11 protein-coding genes and 1 tRNA gene are annotated in these 11,823 nt (G+C 67.6%); 11 read left to right on the top strand and 1 reads right to left on the bottom strand.

Annotated features, from left to right (window positions below):
- Nucleotides 1-35 precede the first annotated feature (35 nt).
- The 10 genes from ACOGJB_RS07245 (at nt 36) to ACOGJB_RS07200 (ending at nt 10,556) form a co-directional block, all read left to right on the top strand.
- Nucleotides 36-107 (top strand) — tRNA-Gln (locus tag ACOGJB_RS07245).
- A gap of 29 nt (nt 108-136) precedes the next feature.
- On the top strand, nt 137-946 hold the full coding sequence (locus ACOGJB_RS07240) for an NTP transferase domain-containing protein (protein WP_419840140.1): 810 nt from the start codon (nt 137-139) through the stop codon (nt 944-946).
- Between the two features lie 179 nt (nt 947-1,125).
- The gene (locus ACOGJB_RS07235; RefSeq protein WP_419840139.1) at nt 1,126-2,109 is read left to right on the top strand and encodes a ribose-phosphate diphosphokinase; all 984 of its coding nucleotides are present in this window, start codon (nt 1,126-1,128) and stop codon (nt 2,107-2,109) included.
- A gap of 90 nt (nt 2,110-2,199) precedes the next feature.
- On the top strand, nt 2,200-2,841 hold the full coding sequence (locus ACOGJB_RS07230; protein WP_419840138.1) for a 50S ribosomal protein L25: 642 nt from the start codon (nt 2,200-2,202) through the stop codon (nt 2,839-2,841).
- Between the two features lie 8 nt (nt 2,842-2,849).
- A complete protein-coding gene (pth, locus tag ACOGJB_RS07225; protein WP_419840137.1) occupies nt 2,850-3,491 on the top strand; it encodes an aminoacyl-tRNA hydrolase in 642 nt (213 codons plus the stop codon).
- Nucleotides 3,488-7,066 carry a transcription-repair coupling factor gene (mfd, locus tag ACOGJB_RS07220; protein ID WP_419840136.1) on the top strand — a complete coding sequence of 1,193 codons (3,579 nt, stop codon included), beginning with the start codon at nt 3,488-3,490 and terminating at the stop codon, nt 7,064-7,066. The genes pth and mfd overlap by 4 nt, the downstream gene beginning before the upstream one ends.
- Before the next feature lie 116 nt (nt 7,067-7,182).
- A complete protein-coding gene (locus ACOGJB_RS07215) occupies nt 7,183-8,232 on the top strand; it encodes a hypothetical protein (protein WP_419840135.1) in 1,050 nt (349 codons plus the stop codon).
- A 21-nt stretch (nt 8,233-8,253) separates the two neighbouring features.
- Complete coding sequence (locus ACOGJB_RS07210; protein ID WP_419840134.1) at nt 8,254-8,748, top strand: MazG nucleotide pyrophosphohydrolase domain-containing protein; 495 nt, start codon at nt 8,254-8,256, stop codon at nt 8,746-8,748.
- Between the two features lie 56 nt (nt 8,749-8,804).
- A complete protein-coding gene (gene eno / locus ACOGJB_RS07205) occupies nt 8,805-10,100 on the top strand; it encodes a phosphopyruvate hydratase (protein WP_419840133.1) in 1,296 nt (431 codons plus the stop codon).
- Between the two features lie 39 nt (nt 10,101-10,139).
- Entirely contained in the window at nt 10,140-10,556 is a 417-nt protein-coding gene (locus ACOGJB_RS07200) for an FtsB family cell division protein (protein ID WP_419840132.1), read from the top strand.
- Between the two features lie 16 nt (nt 10,557-10,572).
- On the opposite strand, the gene ACOGJB_RS07195 is transcribed toward ACOGJB_RS07200, so the two are convergent.
- A complete protein-coding gene (locus ACOGJB_RS07195) occupies nt 10,573-11,160 on the bottom strand; it encodes a TetR/AcrR family transcriptional regulator (RefSeq protein ID WP_419840131.1) in 588 nt (195 codons plus the stop codon).
- Between the two features lie 192 nt (nt 11,161-11,352).
- On the opposite strand from ACOGJB_RS07195, the gene ACOGJB_RS07190 reads away from it, so the two are divergent.
- Entirely contained in the window at nt 11,353-11,823 is a 471-nt protein-coding gene (locus tag ACOGJB_RS07190; protein WP_419840130.1) for a (2Fe-2S)-binding protein, read from the top strand.

The raw sequence follows: 11,823 nt of genomic DNA, 5'->3' as shown, positions 1-11,823 counted from the left end.
AACCACAGACAAGCCGCCTGCGGTGACAGGCGCTATCGGGGATCGTTCAATTGGTAGGACATCGGGTTTTGGTCCCGGCAATGGAGGTTCGAGTCCTCCTCCCCGAACCCCGCCATACCCACGTCGAAGCGGCACGATGGCGCCAGACCTGATGACGCCAGGTTCGGTGAAGCCGGCCTGCGCAGCGATCGTGCTGGCAGCCGGTGCCGGCACTCGCATGGACTCGGACCTGCCCAAGCCGTTGCACCCGGTCGCCGGCCGCGCCATGGTGCTGCGTGTGCTCGACGCCCTGGCAGGCATCGACGCGGGCCCGATCGTCGTGGTCGTCGGACATGGGGCAGATCAGGTGCGAGCCGAGGTGGGCGCGCGCGCCCCCCAGCCCGACCAAGTCGTATTCACCACCCAACACGAACAGCTCGGCACCGGCGATGCGGTCCGCGTCGGGCTGTCCGCTCTCGGCGAGCGCCCCGCAGCCGCCGATGTCGTGGTCTTGCCAGGCGACACGCCCCTGCTGCGGACCGCCACGTTGGCCCAGCTCGCTTCAGTGCGGCGGCAACAAGGCGCAGCCGCGAGCCTGTTGACGGCACACCTCGACGACCCGACCGGCTATGGACGCATCGTGCGCGCCGGCGGCATGGTCGACATCGTGGAGCAACGTGATGCGTCGCCTGCGCAAGTAGCGATCAATGAGATCAACGCCGGCATGTATTGCTTCGACGTCGCAAAGCTGCGTCAGGTGCTCCCTCGGCTCCGTCTGGCAAACGCGGCTGGGGAGTACTACCTCACCGATGCGATCGGCCTGCTCGCACGCAGTGGGCAGTCGGTCGCGACCGTGACGATGTCCGACCCGACCGAAGCGCTCGGCGTGAACGACACCGATCAACTGGCGGCCTGCGAGGCGGTGCTCACGTCCCAAAGGCGAAGCCGTGGCCCCAGCGGCCCGTGAGCGCCAGGAAACCCCGGGGTTCTGCCAAGGCAGTCGGGTAGTCTCGGACTGTCGCCGGACTGCTGAACATGCCGCCAAAACCCATTGCCGAGCGTTCCGCCCAGCCCTCAGCTAGTGCTGCTTCGAGCGCGTCTGCGTCGAGCACGGCGCCCCCCGCACCGCTGAGGAAGGAACATGCAATGGAGCTGGTCACCAAGAAGCGTTTGCACCTTTTCAGCGGCAGAGCAAATCCTGAGTTGGCTACCGAGATTGCCTCCCAGCTCGGCGTGGAGCTCGGCGACCCCGGGCTCATCGACTTCGCCAATGGCGAGATCAAGTGCAAGTTCGCGGAGTCGATTCGCGGCGGCGACGTATTCATCATCCAGAGTCACGCCGCCTGCGAGACCATGAGTCTCAATGACGCGATCATGGAGCAGCTCGTCATGGTGGATGCCGCCCGGCGTGCATCAGCCAAGCGCATCACTGCGGTCGCGCCGCTGTATGGCTACGCCCGCCAGGACCGCAAGGCCGCGGGCCGCGAACCGATCACTGCGCGACTGCTCGCCGACATGTTCACCGTCGCGGGCGCAGAGCGCCTGGTGTCGATCGACCTGCACAGCGGCCAAATCCAGGGTTTCTTCGACGGTCCGGTGGATCATCTGACGGCGGCGCCGGTACTCATCGACTACCTGTCCGACGTCATGGGGCCCGACTCGGTGATCGTGTCGCCCGACACCGGCCGCGTGAAGGTGGCCGAGCGCTACGCGACCCGACTCGGCTGCGACGTGGCATCCATCTACAAGCGCCGCGCAACCGACAACGTCAACGAGTCCGAGGCGCTCGGCATCATGGGCGAGGTAGCGGGCCGCACCTGCGTGATCATCGACGACATGATCGACACGGCCGGAACCATCTGCTCGGCCACCGAGACGCTGGTTGCCAACGGTGCGTCCGACGTGATGTGTGCGAGCACGCACGGACTGTTCTCCGAACCCGCCGTGGACCGCTTGAAGAACTCCTCGCTGAGCCAGGTCATCGTCACGAACACGGTGCCGATTCCCAGCTCCAAGCAGTTCGACAAGCTCGTCGTGCTGAGCGTTGCCGGCGTATTCGCCGATGCCTTGGAGTCGGTGTTCGAAGACGCGTCTGTGTCGGAGATCTTCGACGGCCAGAACCTCTTCTGAGACCCGTAGGCTTCCTCGTCGCTGATCGACTCGACGCCCGTCACCCGAGAGCTCGTGAGCTGACGGGGCCCAACTGCCGAAAGTGCCAGCATGGAACAGCTGAAGCTCATCGCCGAGCCCCGTCACGCGACCGGCACGGGCCCCTCGAGGCGCCTGCGCGCGGCCGACAAGATCCCCGCGGTGATGTACGGCCACGGCAGCGATCCCGTGTCGATCACGCTCGACCGCCTGCGGTTCCGGGCTGCGCTGAACGCTGCGGGTCCGAACGCGATCATCACCCTCGAGGTCGACGGCAAGGACCATCTCACCATGGTCAAGGACATGCAGCGCGATTCGATCGCCAACCGCGTCACTCATGTCGACTTCCTGCTGATCTCCCTCGACGAGCGGCTGGTGGTGGACGTGCCGATTCGCCTCGTCGGCGAGGCGGCGGTAGCGGGCCGCGAAGGTGCGGTGGTGCAGCAGCAGCTGATGTCGCTGCACGTCGAGTCGCCTGCGGGTGTGATCCCGCCGGCCTTCGACGTCGACGTGGAGACGCTCTCGCTGGACAACCCGGTCCGCGTCAGTGATCTCCCCCTGCCTGAGGGCATGGTGAGCCTGCTCGACAGCGACACGCTCGTGGCTATTGCGCAGCGGACACGTGCTGCCGTTGCCGCCGAACAGATCGACGAAGAAGGCGAGCTCATCGACGCTGAGGAAGCCGCCGCCGACGCCGCCGCCGACGAGGACTGACCGACCCGGTGTCTGTGTTCCGTCGGGCGGCCGCGCGGCGGGGAACAGCCGCAGACTGGCTGGTGGTGGGTCTCGGTAATCCTCCGGAGCGCTATGGGGGAAGCCGTCACAATGTCGGGGCCGAGGCCACCGAACGGTGGGCATCGGCGCTTCAGTGCGACTTGGCGGTGCAGCGGCGCGAGCACGCTCGCGTCGGGGAGGAGACGGTGGGCGAGCGCCGCGTCACGCTTGCCTGCCCGACCACGTTCATGAACGAGAGCGGCCGCAGTGTGGGCGTGCTGGTGAAGCGTCATGGCATCGTCGAGCCGTCGCAGCTCGTCGTCGTCCATGACGAGCTCGACCTCGAGCCCGGGCAGGTGCGGCTCAAAGCGGGCGGGGGGATCGCCGGCCACAACGGCTTGGCATCGATCGCCAACCAGCTCGGGACCCGTGACTTCGTGCGGCTGCGCATCGGCATCGGCAAGCCGCCACGGCCCGAAGCCGGCCGCAAGTGGGTGTTGCAGCGGCCGGCGCGCTCCGAGGCGCTGCTGATCGACGAGGCGCTGGACCGTGCCGTAGCGGGGCTGGAGGTGCTGGTGCGCGACGGCATCGAGGCGGCCATGAACGTCGCGAACGCCCGGCGGCGGGGACCCGATCCCCACCCGCAGTGAGCTCGGCAGGCCCGGCGGGCGCAGCGCCGCTGCGGGTGCTGACCGAGCGACTTGCCAACGACAGCGGTTTCGTGTCGATGCTGGGCCGGGCGTCGGGTTCGATTGCCGTCGCCGAGGGAGCCCGGCCGTTCGTCGCCGCCGGCTTGGCGACACTGGGATCAAGGTTGCCGGTCTTGGTGGTGACGGCGACGGCCCATGAATCCGAGCGCTACGCCGAAGACCTCCGCACCTGGCTCGGGGAGCAACACGTAGCACTGTTCGGAGCGTGGGAAACGTTGCCGTTCGAACGAGTGAGCCCGGCGACCGAGACGATGGGCCGCCGACTGGCAGCGCTGGAGAGGCTGAGATCCCCCACCCGCGCCAGCGAGAGCGACCTCAAGGTGATCGTCGCTCCGATTCGAGCGCTGCTGCAGCGGCTCAGCCCCGACGCAGTTGCCCCAGCAGCGTCGGTGATGCGCGTGACACGAGGCGATCGGTGCGACCTCGGCGAACTCGTGTCGCAGCTGGTGGCCTGGGGATATCGCCGTGAGCATCAGGTCGAGCATCGCGGCGAGATCGCAGTGCGCGGCGGGATTGTGGACGTCTTCTGCCCGACGGCCGAGATGCCGGTGCGCATCGACCTGTGGGGCGACGAGGTCGACCGCCTCACGGAGTTCTCGATCGCCGATCAGCGTTCGGTCGCAGAGCTTGCAGAGACGCAGATGTACCCGGCGCGCGAGATGCGTCCCGATGCTGCCATGCGGGAACGTGCCGCAGCGCTGGCAATCGGCGAACCGTGGTGCCGCGAGCACATGGAGCGCCTCAGCAGGGGTGAGCTGTTCGACGGGATGGAGTCGTGGCTGCCATGGCTCGCTCCCGATGAGATCGTGCTGCCGGACCTGCTCGGCCCCGATGCGCTGGTGTTGCTGTGCGAGCCGCGGCGGCTCGCAGACCGAGCTGCCGACATCACCGCAGAAACCGACGATCTGACCCGTTCGCTGGCGGTGACGTGGGGCCTGCGGAGTCCTGGCGACTCGGGCGATCACCACGAGAATGGCCCCGACGCTGCTGGCGCGGCATTCCCCCGGCTGCACGTTGCGTTCGACCGGTTGCTGGCTCGCTGCGAAGCCGCGGTGTGGTCGGTGGACTCCACCGCAGCGCCCACAGCGCAGGGCGATCCTGGGCCGCAGATCGCCACCGAGCCATGGGTGCCCGCCGCCGGCGATCCCGGCCGCCTGGTGTCCCAGCTCCGCCGGCTGGTGACCGGAGCGAAAGGACAAGTCGGAGACAGCGCGGCGCGATCCGTTGTCGTCGTGGCTGCCGAAGGCGACGGCTCGGCTGCTCGGCTCGCTGACGCGCTGGGTGCGGAAGAAGTCCCATTGCACCTGCATTCGGGGCCCTCAAGCTTCGCCCCGCTGCCAGGCGGTCACGTGGTGGTCGCACCGCTCGAACAGGGTTTCATCGCGCCCGCAGCCGGGGTTGCGGTGCTGCCCGAAGCAGAGTTCACCGGTCGCCGCCGCGTTCATCGTGCAGCTCGACGTCGCACCCGCGTCACGTCGTCGTTCGAAGATCTCAGCGTCGGCGACTTCGTCGTTCATCACCATCACGGCATTGCCCGCTATGCCGGGCTCGTCCGGCGGGCCTTCGGCGGTGATGAGCGCGACTACCTCGAGCTGGAGTTCCGGGGCACCGATCGGCTCTACCTGCCCACCGAGCAGATCGACTTCATCCGCCCCTACATCGGCGGGGAGACGCCCCGGCTCAGCCGCATGGGCGGCAGCGACTTCCAGCGCCAGAAGGCCAAGGTGCGCGCATCGGTAGCCGAGATCGCCCAAGAGCTGGTGGTGCTGTACCAGCGACGGATCACCACGTCGGGCAACGCATTCGATCCCGAAGGCCTGGGCATGGCCGAGCTGGCCGACAGCTTCGCGTATATGCCGACGCCCGACCAGCGCCGCACGATCGACGAGGTGCTGGCGGACATGTCCGAGCCCACACCGATGGATCGCCTGGTGTGCGGTGATGTCGGCTTCGGCAAGACGGAGGTGGCGGTACGGGCGGCATTTTGTGCGATAAGTGCGGGCAAGCAGGCAGCCGTGCTGGTGCCGACGACGCTGCTGGCCCAGCAGCATCACCAGACGTTCGCGGAGCGTTACGCCGACCATCCTGTGCGCGTCGAGGTGCTCAGCCGATTCCTCACGCCCGCCGAGCAGCGAGCGGTGGTCGCCGGTGTCGCCGACGGCACGGTGGACTTGGTGATCGGCACGCATCGGCTGCTGTCAGGCGACGTGAAGTTCAAGAATCTGGGCCTGCTGGTGGTGGACGAGGAGCAGCGCTTCGGCGTGAGCCACAAAGAGGCGATCAAGCACCTGCGCGCCGAGGTCGATGTGCTGACGCTGACGGCCACGCCCATTCCGCGCACGCTGGAGATGACGCTGACGGGCATTCGGGACCTGTCGCTGCTGCAGACTCCTCCGGCCGAACGCCAGCCGATCCTCACCCACGTCGGCCCCTACGACGAGCGTGCCGTCAGCGAGGCCATCCGGCGGGAGCTGCTGCGCGAAGGCCAGGTGTTCTTCGTGCACAACCGCGTCGCCGACATCGGCGTGGTGGCGGCGGGCTTGGCAGAACTGGTGCCCGAGGCGCGCATCGCCGTGGCACACGGCCAGATGGACGAGGGAACGCTGGAGCAGGTAGTCATCGACTTCTGGGAAGGTGCCTACGACGTGCTGGTGTGCACGACCATCATCGAGTCGGGCATCGATATGCCGAGCGTCAACACGCTGGTTGTGGATCGCGCCGATCTGCTGGGCCTCGGGCAGCTGCACCAGATCCGAGGGCGTGTGGGCCGTTCGGGGCAGCGTGCCTACGCATACCTGTTTCACCCTGAAGGCCGTTCGCTCTCCGAGGAGGCCTACGAGCGCCTTCGCACGATCGGCGAATCCACCGAGCTGGGCTCGGGATACCGCATTGCGATGCGCGACCTGCAGCTGCGCGGCGCCGGGAACCTGCTCAGCGGCGTGCAGTCGGGACACGTCGCCGCCGTCGGCTACGACCTCTACTGCGAACTCGTCAGCGAGGCAGTTGCCTCCCTGAGCGGCGAGACGCCCGAACAGCCGGCCGAAATCGTCATCGACCTGCCGCTCGTCGCACACCTTCCCGACGACTACGTGGCCGACGCGACAGGCCGCCTCGAGGCGTACCGCCGACTCGGTGCTGTCACCGAGCTCGTCGAGGTAGCTGACATCGAAGCTGAATGGACCGACCGCTACGGACCGATCCCAGATGCCGCGCGGACGTTGTTGCACATTGCGCTGCTGCGCGCCGAATGTCACCGGCTCGGCATGCGGACTGTGGCGTTCGCTCCCGGCCACGACGGCGGGCGGGTGCGCTTGGGGCCGCTCACGCTGACAGCGAGCGAGGAACTGCGCATGCGGCGCATCTGCGCAGGCACGCCCTTCAGCGCGGCGCGTTACAAGGCGGACGCAGGTGCAGGCGGCAGCGAGGTGCAGCTGTCGGTTCGCGCGTTGAACCCGGCCACGGTCGGGCACCTGTTCTCGTTCTGCCAGCAGTTGCGGCCCCCGGCGAGAGGCTGAGCCCCCGGCCCGAGCGGCCAGCGAGCGAAGCGAGTCCGAGTGGCAAGCACAGGGCGAACCCGTGGCCGAAGCGGCTACCACCTAGCCTGCCCGCAGTGCGCGCCGGGGGGAATTCCATGATTCGACGAGCTGTGTTGCTCGCAGCGCTGGTACTCGCGTCGTTCGCGTGCAGCGACGACGGGAACGTCGTCACCATCGAAACGGGGCTCGACCCCGAGATCGTCGAGGCAGCCGACACCGATGACGACGGTGTGGTGTCGCGGGATGCGGTCGAGGCTGCTGAACGCGAAGCTCAGCTCGAAGCTGAGCGGGCCTCCGAGGAAGCTCAGCTCGAGGCCGAGCGGGCCGAGCGCGATGCCGCGCGAGCGGTCCAAGAAGCCGCGTACCGAGCGCTGCTCTCCGACAGTGCCGCCGTCGCGGCGAGTTTCCCGGGCGGGCAGGTGCTGGTCGGCGATGTCCTTGCGAACCTCGTGGACTCCCCGGTCACGCTCATGGACGACCCGGAGAACCCGACCCAGGAGGAATACGCATCCCGGCTGACATCCATGATTCAGTTGCGCCTGGCGGGCGCGGCACTGGATGCACTGGGCTTCGGGGTCGACATCACCCTGTCGGACGCGGAGATCAACGGGCAGGTCCAAGCGCACCTCGAGGGTCCGTTCGAAGAATTTGCGCAGCAACGCGCCGTCGAGGAGGACCCCAGCATCGAGCGCCTGGCGACGCCCCACTGTGTGAGTGCGCTCACCTTGACGACTGAGATCGACGCCTTTGCAGCTTCCGAGCGCGTGCAGGCCGGTGAACCCTTTGGTGACGTTGCGGCTGCGGTCAACCTGCCCGACCTGACCGAGGCCGATGGTGTCATCGCCTGCGCTCGGCCCTTCGATCTGGGCATAGGCCAGGAGTTGACGCTGGCCCTCTTGGCGCTGGCGCCGGGGGAGCTGTCCGAGCCGCTGCTGCTGCCGTCCGCAGCGAGCCCGACCGGCGAAATCTGGGTGGTGCTGCATCTGGATGAGCTTCGAACCGATGCGACCGATCTCTCTTCGATTGGGCCGTTCGCGGGTCACGTGCTGACCGAGATCATGTCGTCTTATGAAGTGGAGGTCGCTCCCGAACTCGGCAACTGGAACGTCGGCAACCTGCGGGTGGCGATGCCGTTGCTGCCGTGAGGTGCCGGTGCGGGGGTCGCGATGGCCGCTGAGCATTCCGCCGACCCCCGACCGGAACTCGGGCCGAGGCTCGTTTCACTCCACGAGGTGATAACCCGGCTGCGTCAGGAATGCCCGTGGGACCGGGCCCAGACGCATGCGACGCTCGCGCCGTACGCGCTCGATGAGGCCTCGGAGCTGGCTGAGGTACTGCAGACTGCCGCCGACGCCCTTGGCGGCGACGCAGCCAAGTTGGCCACCGCGATCGAGGACCTGGTCGAAGAACTCGGCGACGTGCTGCTGCAGGTCATGATGAATGCCGCGATCGGCGAGCAGGCGGGAACGTTCACCCTGGCTGAGGTGCTCGAGACCGTCGAGGCCAAGATGCGGCGCCGCCATCCCCATGTCTTCCTGCGCGACCCGGATGCTCCTGAGCCCAGTGATGACGAGCTCTCGGTGCAGTGGGAGGCGATCAAGGCCGCTGAGCGCGAGGCCCGAGCAGACCGCATAAGGGCTCGCACGGCGCGCACCGCCTAGGCATCGGTGCGCAGCGCTGGTCGCGCCCGCCGCGCGCTTCGGTACTGTGGCATGGCGTGACAGCGCGCGCGTCTACACAGATCGCTCAAGTGACCGGCCGGGAAGTTCTGGATTCCCGAGGCAATCCCACGACCGAGGCCGAGGTACGCACCGCGGGCGGCGCTGTAGGGAGGGCCATCGTGCCCTCTGGCGCCTCGACGGGCCAGTTCGAGGCCGTCGAGCTGCGCGACGGGGGGCAGCGGTACGGCGGCAAGGGCGTCGCCGTTGCCGTGGGGCATGTGAACGGCGAGATCGCCCGGGCGCTCGCCGGTCTCGATGCTGTCGATCAGCGAGGGGTGGATCACACGCTGATCGAGCTCGACGCCACCATGAACAAGGCTCGCTTGGGGGCGAACGCAGTACTGGCAGCCTCGCTGGCAACGGCACACGCCGCGGCGGCGGCGTTGGGTCTGCCGCTCTATCGCCACGTCGGCGGGGCCAATGCGCATGTGCTGCCGACGCCGATGATGAACGTCATCAATGGCGGCGAGCACGCCGACAACAACGTGGACCTGCAGGAGTTCATGATCGTCCCCGTCGGCGCGGCATCATTTTGCGAGGCGCTGCGGTGGGGCACCGAGACGTACCATGTCCTTCGTCGCGTTCTGCGCTCGCGAGGGCTGTCGACGGCGGTCGGCGACGAAGGTGGATTCGCCCCGGACCTGTCCTCGAACGAGGCCGCGCTGGCACTGCTGACCGAAGCCATCTCCGAGGCCGGATTCGAGCCCGGCGTCGACATGGCGCTTGCGCTCGACGTGGCGTCCACTGAGTTCTACGCCGACGGCCTGTACACCCTGGCCGGCGAGGACCGACAACTCGACGCTGCCTCTTTTGCGGGCTACCTCGCTGACCTGTGCGACCGTTACCCGATCTGCTCGGTCGAGGACGGCATGGCCGAGGATGACTGGGAGGGCTGGTCCGGGCTCGGCGATCTCCTGGGCGACCGGGTACAGCTCGTCGGCGACGACCTCTTCGTCACGAACATCGAGCGACTCGGGCGCGGCATTGATGCCGGCGTCGCGAACAGCATCCTGGTGAAGGTCAATCAGATCGGCACGCTGACCGAGACGCTCGACGCTGTCGAGATGGCGGGAAGGTCGGCTTACACCGCGGTCATGTCGCACCGTTCAGGCGAGTCTGAAGACACCACCATCGCCGATCTGTCGGTTGCCACCAATTGCGGGCAGATCAAGACTGGCGCGCCGGCCCGCTCCGATCGTGTCGCCAAGTACAACCAGCTGCTGCGCATCGAGGACGAGCTCGGCGACGATGCTGCCTATCGCGGAGGCAGCTCGCTCGCCCGAGGCTCATGAGCCCAAGCCCGTGAACCCAGAGTTCATGAACCCAAGCCCGTGAGCCCAGCGTCCGTGAACGAGGCGCCCGCCAGCGCGCCGACGCGCTCCCGCCGCCGGGAGGGGCGGCCCCGGGTCATGGCGATGCTCGTCGGCTTGGTGATCGTGGTGAGCGCTGTCGGCCTGCTCGCGGTGCTGCTGTTTCCTTGGCAGTCGCTGAACTCGCAGCGGCGCAACATCGACCATGCCGCCGACACGCTCGAACGGCTGCAGGCGCAGACGGCGCACCTGGCCACTCAGGTCGCGGACGCCCAAGACCCGGTGGTCGTGGAGCGGATTGCGCGTGAGCAACTCTCGCTCGTGCGCGAGGGCGACACCCTGTACCGCCTGAACGTGAATCCCGCCGAGGTCGTCACGCTGCCGCCGGCGTGGCCGCTGCCCGGCGTAGCCCATCTGCTCGGCAACGGCGACCGCTGACCGATCGGCTCAGCCCCTAGTCGGTCATGATGCGCAGGGCGCGTCCGATGATCGCATCGCGATGCACATCGAGGTCCACGCCGCTCTGCTCAAGCGAGAGACGAATCGTGCCCACGGCGGCTGCAGCACGTATGCGATCGGCGACGTCGGGGGATGACCCGGTGAGCCACGCAAAGAGGACCGCGGCTTGGGCTCGCAGACGCTGACCGACCGCGCTTCGCTGAACATCGAGATCCTTGGTCACAAGACGGAAGGCCACGATGTCGTGGGCGAGCAGATCGAAATAGCGGTCGAGCACCTCGCGCATGGCCTGTGGCGTTCGCTCGAGGTCCTCCATCTCGGCGATGATGGTCTCGCCGTCGCGTTCCATCGGGGCCAAGATCTCAGCGAGCACCTGTTGCTTGCCGGTGAAGTGGTAGTAGAGCGCAGCCGGCGTCAGGTCGAGTCTCGAGGTGAGCTGCCGGATCGATGTGCCGCGGTAGCCCTGTCGGGCGAACAGGTCACGCGCGAGCAGCAGGAGCGAGCGACGCGTGTCCCGCAGCACCGGTTCGCCCGCGTCTTCAGGCGTGCTGTCAGCACTCGCTGCGCCGCGTTCGCCGGTCACGCCGTCAACCTACTGCTGCACTCGGGAACCGCTGGTCCCCGTGTCTGCGCGTGGTCCTTGGATGTTGCATGATGGTGCGCGCCAGCGTCCGGGGGCCGTGCAGACTGTCACCGCCCGCGGACCGTGTAGACATTCACTCGGTATTGACGAAGAATTCGCTTGGCCTCGTGGCCGGCGAGAAGAGGGGTCATTGTGGAGATCAGCGTCACTGTGAACGGCGAGACTCGCAGCGGCGACGTCGAACCGCGCACGTTGCTCGTGTACTGGCTGCGGGACGACTTGCGGCTGACCGGCACCAACGTGGGCTGCGACACGTCCTCATGCGGAGCTTGCACGGTGCACGTGAACGGCGAATCGGTGAAGTCGTGCACGATGCTGGCGGCGCAGGCCGATGGCGAGGACATCTTGACGATCGAGGGCTTGGCCCCGTCGCACGACGAACTGCACCCGATGCAAGAGTCCTTCCGCCAGAACCACGGGCTGCAGTGCGGCTACTGCACTCCCGGCATGGTCATGGCGGCGGTATCGCTGCTCGAGGAGAACCCCGACCCGTCCGAGCGCGAGGTGCGCTTGGGTCTGGAGGGGAACCTGTGCCGCTGCACGGGGTACCACAACATCGTCAAGTCGGTGCTGGCATGCGCCGCCGGCGAGACATCGGACTGA

Source organism: Candidatus Poriferisodalis sp. (genome assembly GCF_965208895.1).
GTDB lineage: Bacteria > Actinomycetota > Acidimicrobiia > Acidimicrobiales > Poriferisodalaceae > Poriferisodalis.
Note: the sequence above shows the minus strand (reverse complement) of the source record. Positions and strands in the feature narration are given on the sequence as shown.

What these genes read in the sequence shown, in the direction of transcription:
- ACOGJB_RS07240 (WP_419840140.1), top strand. Translation starts at nt 137, where the DNA reads ATGGCGCCAGACCTGATGACGCCAGGTTCGGTGAAGCCGGCCTGCGCA.
- ACOGJB_RS07235 (WP_419840139.1), top strand. Translation starts at nt 1,126, where the DNA reads ATGGAGCTGGTCACCAAGAAGCGTTTGCACCTTTTCAGCGGCAGAGCA.
- ACOGJB_RS07230 (WP_419840138.1), top strand. Translation starts at nt 2,200, where the DNA reads ATGGAACAGCTGAAGCTCATCGCCGAGCCCCGTCACGCGACCGGCACG.
- ACOGJB_RS07215 (WP_419840135.1), top strand. Translation starts at nt 7,183, where the DNA reads ATGATTCGACGAGCTGTGTTGCTCGCAGCGCTGGTACTCGCGTCGTTC.
- ACOGJB_RS07210 (WP_419840134.1), top strand. Translation starts at nt 8,254, where the DNA reads ATGGCCGCTGAGCATTCCGCCGACCCCCGACCGGAACTCGGGCCGAGG.